This is a genomic window from Cupriavidus sp. DB3 (genome assembly GCF_020418465.1).
In the GTDB taxonomy this organism is placed as follows: domain Bacteria; phylum Pseudomonadota; class Gammaproteobacteria; order Burkholderiales; family Burkholderiaceae; genus Cupriavidus; species Cupriavidus cauae.
Genome location: NZ_JAIZPL010000010.1, coordinates 16,948 through 35,521, shown reverse-complemented (window position 1 = coordinate 35,521; position 18,574 = coordinate 16,948). Strand labels below are relative to the sequence as shown.

Genomic DNA, 18,574 nt, shown 5'->3' with positions numbered 1-18,574 from the left:
CGCCGCGCTCCTTGCTGTCCCCGGTACGTACTCAATGCAGCCTTCGATCAGTTTCCGTCAAGGAACTGGCTGCGCTTGCCGACGCGCGATCCCAGCGTCGACAGGTCGTGATAATGCGTGTCGTGGTTCTCCATGCGGCCGTCGTAGCTGCCGCTCATCGGCATCGGCTGCGTGCCCGCCGGCGCCAGGTACTGCTGCGTGGGCTGATTGGTGCCCTGCGTGTACGGATCGAACTTGTCGCCGACGCGCGCGCCGCTGCTGTACGGATCGCGCGTGCCCGTCGCGGCGGGGTTGGCCGGATCGTATTGGCCTGCTGGCGCCATACCCGGCGAAGTGCCCGTGGCAGCGCCGCGGTCGCCCGGCACCTGCGCCAGTGCCACGCAGGAACCGGTCATCGCCAGCGCGGCGAGGGCGGTACGTACGAGGTGGTGTTTCGTCATGTTATTCACTCCTGAGACTGGCCCATGCATGCCGCGATGGCGCCCGCGATGGGCGGGGCGCCGGCGGCGACGCCAGGCGGGTTCGTGAACAGGCCCTGCTGCGCATCGCATCGCGGCGCTCGACAAGCGCCGGCACGACGATGCCCTGCCAGGACCCGGCCTACGCCGCCAATCACGCGAAACGCATGCCAGAAAGCCCGGGGCTTGCGCGGCTTGCGGGCAGGTCCGCCGGCGCGCCACGGCGGCACAAGGGCCGGCGGCATCGGCCCGCCACAGCTCTGCTGCCGGACCCGGCTACACCGTGAAGCGCCGCCGCGCCATGCGTCTCGCTCGTACTTTTTACTCGGCCATGCAGGATGTGCACGGCGCCGTCTGTGCGGCACCGCGCATAACGCGACAAGCCTGCCGCCATCGTCGGATGTGAACCGGATCGCCATTCCCATCGCGGCATGTCGTAGATTCTTGCGGACCGCTTCGCACCGCTGTCCGATGTAGGACGGTGGCCGATGGATCGCCGCATTCCGATTGCCTATAAGCGAAGTGACAGAGCAAGGTGACAGAGCGAAGTGACAGCGCAAAGTGACAGCGCGAGGTGACAACGCGAAGCGCCGAGCGAAATCACAGCGCGCAGTAACAGCGAGCGAAGCGACAGCCAACGACGGCGCCGCGCTTCGCGCGCAGGACCGAAGGCCACGCAATTTCGCGTGTCCCGATCGAGGAGCGGCCGCAATGGCAACCAAGCGAGCAGCAGCGAAGCAGCCGGCCAAGGCGGCAACGAAGCAAACGGGCAAGGACAACGCGACGGCCGCGGCGACAGGCTCGACCGCGCGCTCGTCCACGCGGTCGGCCCCACGCGCCGCGACGCGTCCGAGCGCGCCGCGCGCCGCGCGTGGCGCAAGCCCCGACCCGCTGCAGCGCTATCGCACCATGCGCGACTTCGGCACGACGGCGGAACCGGCCGGCCGTGCGCTGGCCAGGCGCGCCGCGCCAAAAGCGAGCGAGGGACTGTCCTTCGTCGTGCAGAAGCACGCGGCGCGCCGCCTGCACTACGACTTCCGTCTGGAGCTCGACGGCACGCTCAAGAGCTGGGCCATTCCCAAGGGTCCGAGCCTGGATCCGGCCGACAAACGGATGAGCGTCCATGTCGAGGACCACCCGCTCGAATATGCGAACTTCGAGGGCGTGATCCCCGAAAAGCAGTACGGCGCCGGCACCGTGATCGTCTGGGACCGCGGCACCTGGATACCGATCGGCGATCCGCATCAGGGCTATCGCGACGGCAAGCTCAAGTTCGAGCTGCAGGGCGAGAAGCTGCATGGGGCCTGGACGCTGGTGCGCATGCGCGGCCGGGACGAGCGGCAGGAACCGTGGCTGCTGATCAAGGAGCGCGACGACGCGGCGCGGCCGGCCGCGGAGTTCGATATCACCGAGGCGATGCCGGACAGCGTGCTGGGCGGCGGCGCGCTGGAGCCGGACGGCAAGATCGCGCGCGAGGCGTCGACAAAGGCGGCGTCGAAGACCGCGACGAAGACCGCAACCAGGACGGCAACCAGGACGGCGACGAAATCCGCCGCCGGCGCATCGACGAAAGCCGCGAAGAAAACAGCCTCGGGCAAATCGGCGGCCGACAGCAAGACCGCCGGCAACAAGCGGTCCGCGACCGGCGCCATCCAGCTTCCACCGGGCGCGCGCCGCGCCGCGCTGCCGCTGACGCTCGCACCGCAACTGGCGACGCTGGTGCAAGGACCGCCCGCCGATGCGCAGAACTGGGTCTACGAGGTCAAGTTCGATGGCTATCGCGTGCTGGCCCGCATCGACGGCGCCGACGTCAAGCTGTTCACGCGCAACGGCCACGACTGGACGTCGAAGCTCAAGACACTGGCGCGCGAGCTCGGCACGCTGAATCTGCCGTCGGCCTGGCTCGACGGCGAGATCGTCATCGTCGACAAGGACGGCAGCACCGACTTCCAGGCGCTGCAGAACGCCTTCGACAGCGACCGCACCGACGCCATCCAGTTCTTCGTGTTCGACGTCCCCTACTATGCCGGCCACGATCTGCGGCAGGTGGCGCTGGTCGAGCGCCGCGACCTGTTGCGGCGGGTGTTCGAGGAGCACAACGTCTCGGCGCATCTGCGCTTCAGCGAGAGCTTCGAGGCCGGCCCCGAGGAAATCCTCAGCGCGGCCTGCCGGCTGCGGCTCGAGGGGCTGATCGGCAAGCGCGTCGATGCGCCCTATGTCTCGGCGCGCTCGCCAAACTGGATCAAGCTCAAATGCAGCGAGCGGCAGGAGTTCGTGATCGGCGGCTTTACCGAGCCCAAGGGCACCCGCAATGGCCTTGGGGCCCTGCTGCTGGGCATTCACGACGAGGCGGGACGGCTGGTCTATGCCGGCAAGGTCGGCACCGGCTTCGATGTGCGGACGCTCGATACGATCCGGGCCAAGCTCGACGCCCTGCGCACCGATGCCTCGCCGTTCGACAGGATGCCGGCGATCGCCAAGGGGGTGAAGGGCATCTGGGTTCGGCCCAAGGCGGTCGCCGAGGTGTCGTTCGGCTCGTGGACGCGCGATGGCCTGATCCGCCATGCGGTGTTCCATGGCCTGCGGTCCGACAAGAGCGCCAGCGCGATCGGCAAGGAGAAGGCGATGCCCGCACCGGGCAAGACAGTGGACAAAAGCGAGGGCCGGGAGAAATCGGCGGGGTCGAGGGGCAAGGCGGAGGACAGGGCCGAACGCAAGGCCGAAGACAAGCCGGCGAAGGCCAGAGGAAAGGCTGCCAAGGCCGCCCAGGCCGAGACAGCGGATGCCACGCCACCGGCCAAACCCGCCCGGACGAAGGCCTCCTCCGGCCGCGAACAGATCGGCAACGTTCGCGTCAGCCATGCCGACCGCGTCATCGATCCGTCGACCGGCGCGACCAAGGGCGATCTGGTGCGCTACTACGAAGCGGTGGCGCCGCGCATGCTGCCGGAATTGCGCGGCCGCCCGCTGGCGGTGCTGCGCGGCCCGTCGGGGGTCGGCGGCGAGCTGTTCTTCCAGAAGCATGCCGAGACCTTCAATATCGCCGGCGTCAACCGGCTCGATCCGTCGCTATGGCCGGGCCACCCGCCGATGATCGAGATCGCCAGCGAGACCGGCATCGTCGCCGCGGCGCAGCTCAACGTGATCGAGTTCCACACCTGGAACGCCGACAAGCGCCAGATCGAGAAGCCCGATCGCGTGATCTTCGACCTCGACCCCGGCGAGGGCGTGCCGTGGAAGCATGTGGTCGAGGCCGCCGCGCTGACCAAGGGCATGCTCGACGAACTCGAGCTGACAGCCTTCCTGAAGACCAGCGGCGGCAAGGGCCTGCACGTGGTGGTGCCGATCGCCCGGCGGCTCGGCTGGGACGAGGTCAAGGACTTTGCCCAGCAGTTGGTCGTGCATATGGCAAGGACCATCCCGCAGCGCTTCGTCTCCAAGAGCGGGCCGCGCAACCGCGTCGGCAAAATTTTCATTGACTACCTGCGCAACGGGCGCGGCGCCACCACGGTCGCCGCCTTCTCGGCGCGCGCCCGGCCCGGCCTGGGCGTGTCGATCCCGTGCAGCTGGGACGAACTGCCCTCGCTGCGCTCCGGCGCCCAGTGGACCATCGCCAACGCCCTGGCGCGCATCGAGGAGACCGAGCACGCCGATCCCTGGGCGGACTACGGCAGCACGCGGCAGACGCTGACCGCGGCAATCCGGCGCCTGGGCAACGGCTGAACGCGGTGGACCGGCCCGCCCGCCGCCTTGCTGCCCCCCGCAGTGCATCATGCGGCCACTCCGTGTCGGACAAAGGAGGGCATGGTTCTTGCCACTTCGGACACATGCGTCCGCGCATTGCCGCGGCGGGCGCGTGACGGAACGACGACGCAAGCACGAACCGGGAGCCACCATGACAACCCCTCGGACCACGATCCGCATTGCCCACTATGCCGCCCTGGCGCTGATGACGGCGCTCGCCTGGGCGCCCGCGCAGGCCCGCCTGCCGGCCCCCAGCGCCGAACAGCAGCGCGCCGCCGACGAACGCAAGGCCAAGGAGGCTGAAGTGGCCAAACAGCAGGCCGACGCGCTGGCGCGCGTGCAGGACCAGATCGCCGCCCGCTTCGGCAAGGGCGCGCAGCCGTCCGGCACCACGCAGCCAGGCGACGTCTCGCAGAAGGCCGCCGAGGTCCGGCCCAGCGGCCCGCACGGCGGCACCGCGCCGAGCGCGGAGGCCCACTCCGGCGAAGTGCAGCGTCGCTGAAGCCGCTTCCACGGGATCGCTTCCGGTCCTGGAAGTGGCTTTGCATCAACTACAAGCGTTGGAGAGCTAGATTGGTAATTATTACAAACCGCCTCGGCCTCGGGGTCGCGCCGAACGCAAAAACCGACCTGCCGACCTTTTGCCACCCCGCATGCCTGCCCAAGGCGAGGACAGCATGAGTTCGATCGAAACCAGAACGTCGTCCGATTCCCGCGACAACCGGCCGCTGGTGCTGGTGGTCGACGACAACGAGGGCTCGCGCTACATCAAGAGCCGCATCCTGCGCCGCGCGGACTACGCGGTGCTCGAAGCCTCGACCGGCGAGTCGGCGCTGTCGCTGGTGCGCCGCTATGCGCCGGACCTGGTGCTGCTGGACATGAAGCTGCCGGACATCGACGGCCTGGACGTCTGCCGCATCATCAAGGACGATCCGCAAAGCTGCCGCACGCTGATCCTGCATACGTCCGGTTCGGCCAGCGATCCGCGCTACCGCGTCGAGGCGCTGGACCATGGCGCCGACAGCTATCTGGTGGAGCCGGTCGAGCCGGAGGAACTGGTGTCCAGCGTCAAGGCGCTGCTGCGGCTGCGGCGGGCGGAGGAGGCCTACCACCGTACCTCGCAGGCGCTGCGCGACAACGAATTCCTGTTCCGCCAGCTGGCCGACAACCTGTCCGATGTGCTGTGGATCTTCGATCCGCAGGAGCGCAAGTTCCTGTTCGTCGGCCCGGCCTTCGTCACGCTGACCGGCCGTCCGGTGGAAGACCTGCATCAGCACGGCAACGCCTGCTTCGGCTGGGTCGCGGAGTCCGACCGGGAACGCGTGCAGGCGGCCTGCGAGGCGATGCTGCGCGACGGCCATATGGATCTGGAATTCGCGCTGATCCATGCCGACGGCCAGACGCGCGACGTCCGCGCGCGCGCCTTCCCGGTCAACAACGCCAGCGGCGAGTTCTACCGCGTGGTCGGCGTGTGCGAGGACATCACGCAGCAGAAGCGTGCCGAGAAGATGCTGCGCGAAGAAGAACGCCGCAAGGACGATTTCCTCGCGATGCTGGTGCACGAGCTGCGCAACCCGCTCGCGCCGATGCGCAGCGCCGCCGATCTGCTGATGCACTGCGCGCCGTCGCGCGAGGACAGCTTCAAGGCGCGCGACATCATCGCCCGCCAGCTCTATCACCTGACCCGGCTGGTCGACGATCTGCTCGACATCTCGCGCTTCACGCGCGGCACCATCACGCTGCGCGACGACCTGGTCGAGCTGCGTTCCGCGCTGAACACCGCGGTCGAGACGGTCCGGCCGCTGATCGAGTCGCGCAACCATCAGCTGCGCCTGTCGGTGCCCGAGGGGCCGATGCCCGTGCGCGGCGACCTGGTGCGCCTGACCCAGATCTTCGGCAACCTGCTGAACAACGCGGCCAAGTACACGCCGCCCGATGGCCTGCTGTCGATCGAGGCGCAGGCGGATCAGGGCATGGTCACCATCCGGATCACCGACAACGGCACCGGGCTGTCGCCCGAACGGCTGCAGGGCCTGCGCGAGACCTTCGAGCGCGACGGCGCCAACGGCAATATCGCCGTGGCCGGCGGCAATGGCCCCGGCATCGGCCTGTCGCTGGTCCATCGGCTGGTCAGCATGCATGGCGGCCAGCTGTCGGTGCAGAGCAACGGGCCCGGTCATGGCAGCAGCTTCATCGTGCAGCTGCCGATGCAGCCGTGGCGCAGCTGGCAGCCGACGCTGGGCGGACGGCAGGCGCCGGCCGGCAAGCCGCGCACCGTGATGGTGGTGGACGACAACGTCGACGCCCTCGAGGCGATGGCGATGACGCTGGAAGCGCTGGGCCATACCGTGATCACTGCGCTCGACGGCGCCGCTGCGATCGTGCGCGCGGTCAAGTACAAGCCCGAGCTGGTGCTGCTGGATCTGGGCATGCCGGGCATGGACGGCTTCGAGATCGCGCAGCGGCTGCGTGCGATACCGGAGCTGCAGGCGATGAAGGTGGTGGCGCTGACTGGCTACGGCCAGCCCGGCGACAAGCTGCGCACGCAGGCGGCCGGCTTCGACGACCACCTGACCAAGCCGGTCGATCTGGAGGTGCTGTCGCGCCTGCTCGAAGAATGCCGCTCCGATGGCCGGACGGACGGCCGCACGGATGGCCGCAGCGAGGGGCGTACCGATGCGCGTACCGTGGCCAATACCGCCGCCGGCACGCCGCCGCCCCTGCATTCGCCATTGGGGCATCCGGCCGACGGCAGCACGGGCACCGGTCCGGCCTCCTCCGGGCCGACCTCTTCGATGGAGAAACGCATGCATACCACGCCAGAACCGGATCAAACCCCGGACCAGCCGCCGACCACGCCCGAACCCGAGGTGCCGCCGATCGATCCGCATGAGCCGGTCATCGACCCGCCCCCCGGCGACGTGCCGCCGCCCCCGCCCCAGCGCGCCTGAGGGCACGCGTCCGCCCTCGCCTGCGGTCGAAGAACCAAGATCCGGAGTTTCCCTGTGCCCCGCATCATCTGGAAAGGCGCCATTTCCTTTGGCCTGGTCAACATCCCGGTCGTGCTGAAGGCGGCCGCGCGCGACAACGCGCTCGACTTCGACTGGCTCGACGAGCGCGACATGGCGCCGGTCGGCTATCAGCGCATCAACAAGAAGACCGGCAAGCCGGTCGACAAGGACCATATCGTCAAGGGCTACCAGTACGAGAAAGGTGAATACGTGCTGCTGTCGCCGGAGGACTTCCGCCAGGCCAACGTCGAGGCGACGCAGACCGTCGATATCGTCAGCTTCGTGCAGGCCGACCAAATCCCGCCGTACTACTTCGAGACGCCCTACTATCTCGAGCCGGACCGGCGCGGCGAGAAGGGCTACGCGTTGCTGCGCGAGACCCTGCGCCGCACCGGACGCGCGGCGCTGGCCCTGGTGGTGATCCACAACCGCCAGCATCTGGCGGCGGTGCTGGTGCTGGGCGATGCGCTGGTGCTCAACACCATGCGCTGGGCCGAGGAGGTCCTGCCGATGGACGAGCTGAAGCTGCCCAAGAGCAGTGGCAAGCAGCAGGGCGTCAGCCCGCGCGAGATCGAGATGGCGACCCGGCTGGTCGAGGACATGCAGGAGGACTGGAACCCCGAGGCCTATCGCGATACCTATCGCGACGACCTGATGGAGCGCATCGAAGGGAAGATCGCCGAAGGCAAGACGCACCTGCTGACGCCGGCCGAGCCGGACAGCGGGGAGCCGCGCAAGTCGGCCGAGGTGATCGACATGATGGCGCTGCTCAAGGAAAGCATCAAACGCCGTGGCGGCCGCGGCGGTACGCGCGCGGAAGCGGGCGAGGACACGCAGGGCGAGGAAGCGGACCAGCGGGAAGACGACGACGCGCCGCGCGAGGCGCCGCGCAAGCGCGCCACGGGCGCTCGCAAGACCGCCCGCAAATCCACCTCCCGCGCTCGAGCCGAGGCCAAGGACGGCAAAGGATCCAGGCAGGAAGCCAAGCCGGCAAGCAGCCGCAAGAGCGCGGCCAAGTCCGGCAAGGCGCCGGCTTCAACGAAGAAATCCGCCGCCAGGCGGGCCAGTACGGCCAGCACCGACAGCGGATCACGCAGCAGCCCGCAGCGCAAGCGGGCATAGCACTACAACGCCATCACGCCCACGGATCGTACGAGTCCTCCTTCCAGTACGGCGAGGTCCCGTAGTACTGGTGAATGCTGGTGGCCCATTGCGGGTCCGCCATCGCCGGCCAGTGGTCCTTGTCGAAGCCGGGCGCGGCTTTCAGCTTGTCCTTGTCGACGCCCAGCACGAAACACTTGCGCCGGGTATCGAGCGTCAGCGCCGACCATGGCACCGCGAACAGCTTCTCGCCGATGCCGAGGAAGCCGCCGAACGACAGCACCGCATAGGCGACGCGGCCGCCCTGCACGTCCAGCATGATGTGGTCGATGGTGCCGAGATCCTCGCCGGCGGGCCCGATCACGCTGTTGCCTTCGAGCGTATCGGCCGCCATCACGAAGGGGCCGGGCCCGCTCGCATTGGTGTCGACATCGCCGACGATGGTCGCGCCCGCGGGCGCGCGCGCCGCCGTCGGATCGCGCAGGTCACGCGGATCGCGGGGATCGCGAGGGTCCCGGATGTCTCGCGGATCGCGCGGGTCTCTGTCCAGTGGGTTCATTGGCGACTCCTGCTTCGGTTGTCGGTTGACACAATGGCGCCCTCGCGCCCCTTCATCGTCGCGGCCGGATCGTCATGATCGTGCGGCAGCGGCATGGATCGGCATGGCACACGGCATGACACACGTTACGGACGACTGGCGGGCACCGGCGGCGCGAGCGGGTCGAAATCGACCCAGCGGCCTTCGCTCCAGCGCCCGTAGGCGCGTTCGACGTCCTTGGCGCCGGCCTGGCGCAATACCTCGGCGGCCGTCTCGCGCGTATCGGGATTGACGTGCACGGCCAGCAGCACGCCGGCATCGCGCTCGGTCTTGACCTGGCGATCGGGATCGGGCGCGTTCGATACCCGGTCGGGATCGCGCGTCATCGACAGCGCGCCGACCAGCGAACCCAGATAGGCGCCCAGGCCCGTGGCCAGCGCCAGCACCAGCACGGAGGCCTGCATCAGCGCCAGCGCCACCGCGCCGATCACGGCACCGGCGATGGCGCCGAACACGATGCCGCGGCCCGCGCCGGTCCCCGCCTTGCGGGTACCCGCGTCGACCGCCACGTCGCCGCCGAGCGGGAAACGTCCATGTTGTCCCGGGGGATTGACGAAGAACAGGGTCACGTCGTCCTCGGCGAAACCGCGGGCAAACAACTGGCCCGCCGCCGCCTCGGCCTGGGCGAACGTATCAAATCGTCCGGCGATGATCAGGGACATGGTGGCTCCTTCGAATCGGTTGGCAGACACCCGCCTGGCGAGCGATGGATCGGCAATCGGATTCGGCATGGCGTTCGACGGTCGCGACGCCAGCCCGGCTGGCATCAGGACTTGCCCTTGGACCTGGCGGTGGCGCCGGTCTTCGTTCCAGCGGCTTTACCGCTCGCGCCCTTGTCGGCCTTTTCGCTTTTTTCGTCCTTGTCGCCCGAAGCCTTCGCGCCTTCCTTGCCCGCTGCGCCCTTGCGCTCCGCCGCGGGACGTGCGCCCTCCGGCTGATGCGCGCTGCCCGGTTCGATCTCCCAGTCGGTGTCGTCCACGTCGGTGCTGGTCTCCTTCTCTGCATGCATGGCGGCGCTCGGCGAAATCGGATCGCTGGCCGGGAAGGTCATCTCCACCGATTCGTCGACGGCCTGCTGATAGGTGCACGCGCTGCTCTGCTTTTCGTCGTCCTGCTGCGCGGCGGTCTTCTGCTTGCTCGGCTTCGCCGCGCTGGCGGAAGCAGACTTGGCGGCGGTTCCATGGGCGGAGGGGGTCGCGGTCTTGGCCTTCTGCATCATCGGCTCCTGCTCGATTGGAATAGCGAAACAGATGCAAGCGACGGGCCAGAAGGCGAGATGGCGGGACGTGCGCGCAAGCGGCGCATACGACAGCACCGAGCGTTGCACAAAGTGCATCGCACGTAAAAAGTACTTGCGCCGCAAACGCCCGGCGGGCGGGGGTGAAAGGGAGTGAAAAGAAGATCGGTAAACGCGGGATCAGGCGCCGTCGGAAGGCCCCGAAGGTGGCAGGGAAGGCGGTACGGAAGGCGCCTCGAGGCCCGCCGCAGCGGCCGCCGGCGGCACGCGCGGGAAGGTGACCGCGATGCAGGCGCTCTCGCCGTCCTGCTCGCATTGCGTCGACGGCTCGGCGCCGAGCGTGGCGCCATGCAGCTCCGCCATGCGGCGCGCCAGCAGCAGCGCGGAACTCTGCCGCGCCGGCGCGGCGCCGTCGTTGCCGACATCGCGCCGGAAGAACTCGGACAGCACCGACAGGCGTTCCTTGATGCGATCGGCCGTCGTGCGGCTTTCGGTGAGGCGCAGCTTCACATGGTCGTCCGCCGGTTCGAGATGCGCATCGATGGTGTCGCCATTGCGTGCCTGCTTCAGGCAATGCAGCACCAGATGGCGCAGCATCGGCTCCAGCCGGCGCGGGTCCGCCTGCACGAAAGCGTCGCCGCGGCTGCCCTCGCCGTCGTGCACCAGCACGTCGGCCAAGGTGACGCGGCGCGATTCGGCGGCCGGCTTGACCGCGTCCATCGCCTGCGCCATCGCGGCGGCAAGATCGATCGCCTCCCATTGCGGCTCGGTCTCGTCGGCCAGCAGCCGCACCGCCTCTTCCATATGCTGGATCAGCATGACCTGCTGCTGCATGGCGGTACGCAACCCCGCCAGCGCGCGTTGCACCGGCGCGGTGGGCGCGTCCAGCGAGTGGTCCAGCACATAAGCCCAGCTCTGGACGCCGTTCAGCGCCGAGCGCAGGTCGTGCGATACCTGGTCGATCAGCGTCGTCATCTCGGAAGTCGCATCGACAGTCGCCGGCACCCAGTGCTCGGTGCCCGCCCCGCCGGATTGGCCACCGTTTTCCGCATCGGCGCGGCTGGAGGGGAGAGGTCGCTTGGACATGAATGTTTGGGTCATCTCAGGGTCGCCGCGCCGTTGCGGCGGGCCGGATTTCCGAGCCGAAGCATAGCTCGGGCCAGCTCGAGGCTTCGGCGGTGGTGGGCGGGCGGGATGGGTTCCTGTCGCTTCAGCTGGTGGCGGGCGGACGGTCGTGCGCGCCGCTGTTGGCGCCGCTGCCGGCTCCATTGTTGGCGCCATTGCCGGACGTCTTGAACGACTCCGGCAGCTTGCCGCCGGCCGCATATTCCTCGAGCCGGTTGTACAGGGTCTTCAGGCTGATGCCCAGGATTTCAGCGGCGTGTTTCTTGACGCCGGCACACTGCTCCAGCGTGGCGAAGATCAGCTCGCGGTCGGCGTCGGCCAGCGACATGCCGACCGGCACCGTGACGATCGCGGTGGCGGGCACCTGCGAGGCCGCGGCCTGCAGCGGCACCGGCGATTCGGCAATGACGTCGTCCTCCGCCATGATGAAGGCGCGCTGCACGAAGTTGCGCAGCTCCCGCACATTGCCGGGCCACGAATGCAGCCGCAGATTGGCCAGCACCTCGGGACCGAAGCGGCGCTGCGTGCCGTGCTCCGCGTTGAGCTGATCGAGGAAGGCCCCGGCCAGCTGCGCCACGTCGTCGCCGCGCGTGCGCAGCGGCGGCAGTTCGATCGGGAATACGTTGAGGCGGTGATACAGGTCCGCCCGCAACTTGCCTTCGGCAACCGCCTCCTCCGGATTGCGGTTGGTCGCCGCGACCACGCGCACATCGGCGCGCAGCTCGCGGTTGGTGCCCACGCGCATGAAGGTGCCGGCCTCGAGCACGCGCAGCAGCTTGACCTGCAGCTCGATCGGCATCTCGGTGATTTCGTCGAGGAACAGCGTGCCGCCGGCCGCGCGCTCGAAATAGCCCTTGTGCTGGCGCTCGGCCCCGGTGAAGCTGCCGCGCTCGTGGCCAAACATCTCGGACTCGATCAGGTTCGGCGAGATCGCGCCGCAGTTGACGGCGAGGAAGGGCTGGCGCCGGCGCGGCGACAGCTCGTGCACGGTCTGCGCCGCGAGCTCCTTGCCGGTGCCGCTCTCGCCGACCAGCAGCACGGTGGCCTCGGTGGGCGCGACCTTGCTGATCTGGTCATAGACCGCCTGCATCGCCTCCGAGCTGCCCAGCAGCCTGCCGAAGCGCCCGTAACGGCGCAGTTCGCCGCGCAGCGAGCGCACCTCGGCCTTCAGGTCGCCGGTGGTCGCGATGCGCTTGAGCACCGTCTGCAGGCGCGCGACATTGATCGGCTTGACCAGATAGTCGGTGGCGCCCAGGCGAAGCGCCTCGACCGCGCTCTCGACGCTGGCGTAGCCGGTCATCAGGATGATGTCGACGCCGGCCGAGCCGACTTCGTTGAACAGGTCCTTGCCGTCGCCGTCGGGCAGCTTCAGGTCGGCCAGCACCGCATCGGGCATCTGCCAGCCGATCTGCAGGCACGCTTCGCGCAGGTCGCCCGCGGTGGCCGCGGTGAAGCCCTCTGCCGCGGCGATCTCGGCCAGCGCTGCACAGGTGTTCTCGTCGTCGTCGACGATCAGGATGTGAGGCATAGGCTTGACTGATGCCGGCCGCTGAAACCCTTGACCGGAATGGTGGAAATGAGACAGGCGCCGTGGCGGTTGCCGCCGCGGCGGGCGTTGCTGCCCTGAATAGACCCCATTCTATGCAAGCGGCAAGCGCCGCCATACCGGTGTTAGTCTGACATCGTCCGACATCGGCCGCCGGCCGCGCCGGACCGGCTTGTCGGACAAACGGCAATGGTGGCCGGCCCGATCGCAGGCTAGCATGGCATTACGCGAGCCGCGATGCGGCTCTCGCGAAGGCGTGGACCCGCTGCCAGCACCCCGTCCACCGCCCGCCGGCCGCCCGTCTTGACTTTCATCACTACTGTCGTCTCTATTTCCGCTCCGCCTTTCGCTACATGTCGACCAGCACCTCGAACGATCTGCCGGACACGACGCGCTCCCGTCATCGGGAACCCGCGCGGGACCACCCACGCGAGGATGGCGGCCACGGGCCGGCGCGCGACGACTTTGCGCTGCTATGGCGCAGCACCTCGCCGGCGATGCGCCGGCTGCTCGAACAGATTCCCCGCGTCGCGGCCACCGACGTGCCGATGCTGGCCGTCGGCGAAAGCGGCACCGGCAAGGAACTGGTGGCCCGCGCGATACATGAGCGCAGCAACCGGCGCGGCAAGCCCTTCGTCGCCGTCAACTGCGGCGCGATCGCCCCGACCCTGATCGAATCGGAACTGTTCGGCCACGAAAAGGGCGGTTTCACCGGCGCGATGCAGCAGAAGGCCGGCTATTTCGAGCAGGCGCACGGCGGCACGCTGTTTCTGGACGAGGTCACCGAAATGGCGCCCGACATGCAGATCAAGCTGCTGCGGGTGCTGGAGACGCGCACCTTCCATCGCGTCGGCGGCGACGCCCAGGTGGTCTGCGACGTGCGCATCGTCTCGGCGACCAACCGCGATCCGCTCGAGGCCGTGCGCAGCGGCGTGCTGCGCGAGGACCTGCTGTACCGGCTCGCCGTGGTGCCGCTGCATATCCCGCCGCTGCGCGAACGGCGCGAGGACATCGTGCCGCTGGCCAAGCATTTCCTGGCCGAGCTGAACGCCGCCGAGGGCGCCGACAAGGTGTTCTCGGCCAGCGCGCTGGAGCGTCTGTGCCAGTACGGCTGGCCGGGCAACGTGCGCGAGCTGCGCAACACGGTCTATCGCGCCTTCATCCTGGCCGACCGCGTGATCGAACTGCCGAACCCGAACATCGCCTCGCAACCGCCGCTGCCCACCGCCGCCGACGGCGTGCTGAACGTGCGGATCGGCACCACGCTGGCCGATGCGCAGCGCGGCCTGATCCTGGCCACGCTGGCCCGCTTCGACGGCGACAAGCGCCGCGCCGCGCAGGCGCTTGGCATCAGCCTGAAAACGCTGTACAACCGCCTGGACGCCTACCGCGACGGCTGATCGGCCTGCCTGGCCAGATCGGCCTCCTCGTCGGCCACAGCGGCGGACGACATGGCCGCCGGCACGGCCTGCCGCGCATGCAGCCGCGCCAGCAGCGGCAGATGGTCCGAGGCGATCCGCGCCAGCGGGCTGCGATGGCTCGACACCGAGGCCAGCACCGAGCGCGGACAGCACCACAGGCGGTCCAGCGCCAGCACCGGCATCCGTGACGGGAAGGTGGGCACGTGCGGCGCCCCGTCGAAGTACGCATGTAGCCAGCGCAGCGGCCGGCCCCACAGGAACCATTCGTTGACGTCGCCCAGCAGCACGGTGGGCACGCCCGGCTGTTCGGCCAGCGACGTCAGCAGCCGGCGCACCTGCATGCGGCGCTCACCCGGCCACAGCCCCAGATGGGTGGCGATCACCCGCAGCGGGGCGGCATGCACGCCATCGGGACAGCTCAGCGTCGCGTCGATCGCGCCGCGCGGTTCGTGGCGGCCCACGCTCAGGTCGATCTGACGGACCCGGCTCGGCGGAAAGCGCGTCAGCAGCGCGTTGCCATATTCGCCGTCATGCCGGATCAGCGTCGGCCCGGGAATCGCGTGATAGCCGGTTTCGTCGCGCAGATAGGCCAGCATGTCGAAGCCGGTGCTGCGCGATTCGACTTCCTGCAGCGCGACGATGTCCGCCTGCAGTTCCGACAGCACGCCGGCGATCCGCTTCGGCAGGAAGCGCCCGTCCACGCCGATGCCGCCGTGAATGTTGTAGCTGGCCACCAGGAACTGCGCCGGCGCCGCGGCGGCGGCCGCTTCCCGCGGGGTCTGCGGGACCGGCTGCGCGAGGTCGCCGGCGCGAAATGGATAGATCCGACTCATGCATGCCCTCCATGGCGGGGTTCGCCGATGGCGGCGCGGTGCACCGCCTGGGCGGTCTGCGCGGGCTGCATCGCCTGCGCGACCTGGGCCTCCCTGGCGGCCTGGGCCGCCTCCGCTGCCTCCGCTGCCTCCGCTGCCTGCGCGGCCTGCGCGGCATCCGCACGCCGGCGCCGGCGCAGCAGCCAAAGCACGCTCAACGGGATCAGCAGCACCAGCAGCAGCAGCGCCACCGTCAGCGGGTTCGGATTGCGCGCCACCGCGGCGATGCGGTCGACCAGCGAGGCGGAGATCACGATGCCGGGCGTCATGCCGATCAGCGTGCCGAGCAGGCAGTCGCGAAAGCGGATGCGCGAGGCCCCCACCACCAGGTTGACCAGCGTGAACGGCGCGACCGGCACCAGCCGCAGCACCACCATCGCGAGCAGGCCGTGCTGGCCGACCTGCTGACTCAGCGCGTTCAGCCGCTTGCCGCCATAGCGCCGTACCGCGTCGCGGCCGACGAAGCGGCCGATGCCGTAGCCGGTGGCGGCGCTGAGCACCACGCCGCCGAGCGCGCACAGCGCGCCCTTGACCGGGCCGAACACGATCACCGTGACCACGATCAGCAGCGTCACCGGCACCATCACCAGCCCGGCGGCCACATAGGCGCCGAGCATCGCCAGCGGCGCCATCGGCATGTCGCGGATCCGCTCGACCACATCGAGCACGCGGCGGAAGTCCGCCCATTCGCGCAGCGGCGTATAGCGCCACGCAAATGCCAGGCCTGCGAGGACCACCAGCAGCAGGATCGCCATGCCCAGGCGTCCGATCACGCGCGGACGCGCCTCGTGCGTCAGGAATTCATCGACGAGGCCGTCCGGATCGATCGGCTCGATCGGGTCGAGCAGCCGCTCGTCGGGCACCACCGCGTCCACCTCGGGCACCAGCGGCGGATCGAAGGCCTGCAGGGTTCGCTCGCCGGGCCGATGGCAACGGGCGATGGTCTCGTGCAGCGGCTCGCCGCGCGCATGGGCGGCGGCCAGTTCGCCGGCATCGCACGCCAGGTGCTCGGCCACCAGCCGCGCGCGCATCGAGCGGATCGCGGCGGCGATGCGGGCATCCCCGCCGGCCTCGATCACCAGATTGCATTCGGTGTCGAGACCCATCGAGCGATTGTTCAGATTGGCCGAGCCGATCGTCAGCAAGGTGTCGTCGACGACCATGACCTTGCTGTGCACGTTGATGCCGGGCAGCGGCTCGCCATCGGGCCCCGGTTCGCCCTCGCCCGGCAGATGCGGGTAATAGAGCCGATAGCGATGGCCCGCATCGACGCTGCGCAGCTTGCGATGCGCGCGGGCGCGCAGCACGCCCATGCTGTGCTCCTCGAGCCAGCCGCTTTCGCTGCGGCGCGAGACCAGCACCACCTCGGGGCCGTCGGGTTCGGCCAGCCGCGCGGCCAGCGCGTCGGCCAGCACGCCGGAGCTGAAATACTGGTTCTCCAGATACAGGGTCCGGCGCGCGGCGGCGATCGCGTCCAGATGCAGGGCGCGGATTTCGCCGACGCCGGGCTCGCCGGCGAAGGCAGGCGCGGTGCGGGCGATCGCCACCGGCACATCGGTCAGCAGCGGGGCGACGCCATCGGGCCACAGGCGCCGGCCGTGGCCATCGGCGCCCGGGTCGGCCGCGCGCGGCTCGCGCCGGGTGCCGCGGCGCCAGCGCTCGGCCGCCATCTCGCCGAGCGCGCGGGCGACGTCGCCCTCGACCACCGCCTGCACATCGTGGAACGGGCCATAGGGCTTGCCGTCGGGATCGACCCGCCGGGGCTCCTGCAGCGCATGCGAGGGCGTATCCCAGCGGCAGCGCGTCAAATCCAGCCCGCCGACGAAGGCGAGGCTGTGATCGATCACCACGACCTTCTGATGATGCGAGGCGCCCACCGGATGGCGGGCGTCGAGCCGGAACGACAGCCGGCGATGGGTCTGCCAGTCGAGCTTGACCGCCGGCAGCCACTCGCGCTCCATCGCGTAGACCATCGCGAAATCCCAGCTCAGCACGTAGATGCGCAGCCGGCGGCGGCGCCGCACCAGCGCGTCGAGGAAATCGCGCAGCCCGCGCGGAAAGCCGTCGTCGGCGCCGCCGGGCACCAGCTCGAAGCGGCTGTCGATGTCCCAGCCGAGGATGAATACCGTGTGTTCGGCCTGGATCAGCGCCGAGCGCAGCGCACGGAAGTACTCCTCGCCATCGACCAGCATGGCGAAGCGCGATGCGCGTTCGATGCGCCAGCAATTGCGGCCAGGCTGCAGCAGCCCGGTTTGCCGCGGCCCCGCGGCGGGTGCCGGCGCACGATCTCCCGCGGCGGCACGCGGGGCGCCATCGCGGCTCTCCGTCTGCGCTACGCCGGCTGCAAGCTGCCGGTCTTCAGGCGCGTCTTCAGCGGTCATCGACATCCCTGCGGAAACGAAGGAGGCGCAGCGGGACCAGGATGTCCGCGGACCTCCGCCAGCAGTATGGCAAGCCCTGCACGGAACCGCCGTCCTCCGCCGGCCCCGGCGCTTGTCGGAATCCGCCTACATGGGTGGCGGGACAACGTCCGGGCGGCGCGCGGGCCGGACTGGCGCGCTTGGCAAGCCCGCGCGGCTTGCCTTACCCTGTCCGCCCACCGATGGAGAAAACCCATGGCCGCTACTCAATCTGCCTCCGGCGCTGCAGCCGGTACTGCCACCGGCGCCGCAGCCGACGCGCGTCGGCGCTGGATCCGCGTCGGCACTGACGCCCACGCCTTCGATGCCTACCTGAGCCTGCCGCCCGGCGGCACGCGCCCGGGCACGCCGGGCATCGTGCTGATCCAGGAGATCTTCGGCGTCAACGAACATATCCGCGCGGTGGCCGACCAGTACGCGCTGGACGGCTACGTGGTGATGGCGCCGGACCTGTTCTGGCGCGAGGCGCCGCGCGTCGAACTGGGCTATGCCGGCGCCGACATGGAGCGCGCGCTGGCGCTGCGCCAGGCCACTGATCCGAATCTCGCGCTCGACGATATCGCGCTGACCGCGCAGGCGCTGCGCGCGCAGCTCGGGCCGAACGGCAAGATCGCCGCGGTCGGGTACTGCTTTGGCGGGCTGCTGGCGTACCTGAGCGCGGCGCGCGGGCTGGTCGACGCGGCGGTGCCCTACTACGGCGGCGGGATCCAGCGCGCGCTGGACCAGGCCAGCGCGGTGCGCGTACCGATCCAGTTCCACTATGGCGAACGCGATGCCCATATCCCGCCCGAGGCGGTCGAACAGGTCCGTGCGGCGATGGCCGGCAATCCCCGCGCCGAGATCCATGTGTATCCGGGCGCGGACCACGGCTTCAACTGCTGGGCACGTGGCTCGTATCACCAGCCCTCGGCCGTGCTGGCCCATGGCCGGGCGCTCACCTTCCTCGCGCAGGCGCTGGCGCAGCCGGCCTGACGTTTTGGCAAGACGCGCCGGCGAGTTGCGCCGGCGGGTTGCCTCGCCTGCGAGCCCGCCCCTAGCGCG

The 18,574-nt window shown here is 69.5% G+C and carries 14 protein-coding genes; 6 read left to right on the top strand and 8 right to left on the bottom strand.

What is annotated here, in order from left to right; translation table 11 throughout:
- Positions 1-47: 47 nt before the first annotated feature.
- The gene (locus tag K7G19_RS24370; RefSeq protein ID WP_149320190.1) at positions 48-440 is read right to left on the bottom strand and encodes an endonuclease; all 393 of its coding nucleotides are present in this window, start codon (positions 438-440) and stop codon (positions 48-50) included.
- A gap of 729 nt (positions 441-1,169) precedes the next feature.
- On the opposite strand from K7G19_RS24370, the gene ligD reads away from it, so the two are divergent.
- The 4 genes from ligD (at position 1,170) to K7G19_RS24350 (ending at position 8,335) form a co-directional block, all read left to right on the top strand.
- The gene (gene ligD, locus K7G19_RS24365; protein ID WP_226109554.1) at positions 1,170-4,181 is read left to right on the top strand and encodes a DNA ligase D; all 3,012 of its coding nucleotides are present in this window, start codon (positions 1,170-1,172) and stop codon (positions 4,179-4,181) included.
- A gap of 172 nt (positions 4,182-4,353) precedes the next feature.
- A complete protein-coding gene (locus K7G19_RS24360) occupies positions 4,354-4,704 on the top strand; it encodes a hypothetical protein (RefSeq protein ID WP_226109552.1) in 351 nt (116 codons plus the stop codon).
- Between the two features lie 175 nt (positions 4,705-4,879).
- Positions 4,880-7,153 (top strand): response regulator, encoded by a 2,274-nt coding sequence (locus K7G19_RS24355; protein ID WP_370639597.1) that lies wholly within the window; start codon positions 4,880-4,882, stop codon positions 7,151-7,153.
- Between the two features lie 54 nt (positions 7,154-7,207).
- The gene (locus K7G19_RS24350) at positions 7,208-8,335 is read left to right on the top strand and encodes a Ku protein (RefSeq protein WP_226109549.1); all 1,128 of its coding nucleotides are present in this window, start codon (positions 7,208-7,210) and stop codon (positions 8,333-8,335) included.
- Between the two features lie 13 nt (positions 8,336-8,348).
- On the opposite strand, the gene K7G19_RS24345 is transcribed toward K7G19_RS24350, so the two are convergent.
- The 5 genes from K7G19_RS24345 to K7G19_RS24325 all read right to left on the bottom strand — a co-directional run bounded on the left by K7G19_RS24345 (position 8,349) and on the right by K7G19_RS24325 (position 12,802).
- Positions 8,349-8,873 carry a PRC-barrel domain-containing protein gene (locus K7G19_RS24345; protein ID WP_226109547.1) on the bottom strand — a complete coding sequence of 175 codons (525 nt, stop codon included), beginning with the start codon at positions 8,871-8,873 and terminating at the stop codon, positions 8,349-8,351.
- Between the two features lie 125 nt (positions 8,874-8,998).
- A complete protein-coding gene (locus tag K7G19_RS24340; RefSeq protein WP_226109544.1) occupies positions 8,999-9,574 on the bottom strand; it encodes a hypothetical protein in 576 nt (191 codons plus the stop codon).
- Positions 9,575-9,678: 104 nt separating this feature from the next.
- Entirely contained in the window at positions 9,679-10,128 is a 450-nt protein-coding gene (locus K7G19_RS24335) for a hypothetical protein (RefSeq protein ID WP_226109542.1), read from the bottom strand.
- Positions 10,129-10,329: 201 nt separating this feature from the next.
- Positions 10,330-11,250, bottom strand: coding sequence for a sensor histidine kinase KdpD (locus K7G19_RS24330; protein WP_226109540.1), 921 nt, complete (start codon positions 11,248-11,250; stop codon positions 10,330-10,332).
- A 109-nt stretch (positions 11,251-11,359) separates the two neighbouring features.
- Complete coding sequence (locus tag K7G19_RS24325) at positions 11,360-12,802, bottom strand: sigma-54 dependent transcriptional regulator (protein WP_149320184.1); 1,443 nt, start codon at positions 12,800-12,802, stop codon at positions 11,360-11,362.
- Between the two features lie 371 nt (positions 12,803-13,173).
- Between K7G19_RS24325 and K7G19_RS24320 the strand changes: the two genes are divergently transcribed.
- Positions 13,174-14,220 carry a sigma-54-dependent Fis family transcriptional regulator gene (locus tag K7G19_RS24320; protein ID WP_149320183.1) on the top strand — a complete coding sequence of 349 codons (1,047 nt, stop codon included), beginning with the start codon at positions 13,174-13,176 and terminating at the stop codon, positions 14,218-14,220.
- Here the strand turns inward: K7G19_RS24320 and K7G19_RS24315 are convergent.
- Positions 14,205-15,074 carry an endonuclease/exonuclease/phosphatase family protein gene (locus tag K7G19_RS24315; RefSeq protein ID WP_150083713.1) on the bottom strand — a complete coding sequence of 290 codons (870 nt, stop codon included), beginning with the start codon at positions 15,072-15,074 and terminating at the stop codon, positions 14,205-14,207. The two genes, K7G19_RS24320 and K7G19_RS24315, sit on opposite strands and share 16 nt — an antisense overlap.
- On the bottom strand, positions 15,071-17,494 hold the full coding sequence (locus tag K7G19_RS24310; RefSeq protein WP_226109538.1) for a VTT domain-containing protein: 2,424 nt from the start codon (positions 17,492-17,494) through the stop codon (positions 15,071-15,073). The genes K7G19_RS24315 and K7G19_RS24310 overlap by 4 nt, the downstream gene beginning before the upstream one ends.
- 234 nt (positions 17,495-17,728) lie before the next feature.
- Between K7G19_RS24310 and K7G19_RS24305 the strand changes: the two genes are divergently transcribed.
- Entirely contained in the window at positions 17,729-18,505 is a 777-nt protein-coding gene (locus tag K7G19_RS24305) for a dienelactone hydrolase family protein (protein WP_149320180.1), read from the top strand.
- The last annotated feature ends 69 nt before the right edge of the window (positions 18,506-18,574 follow it).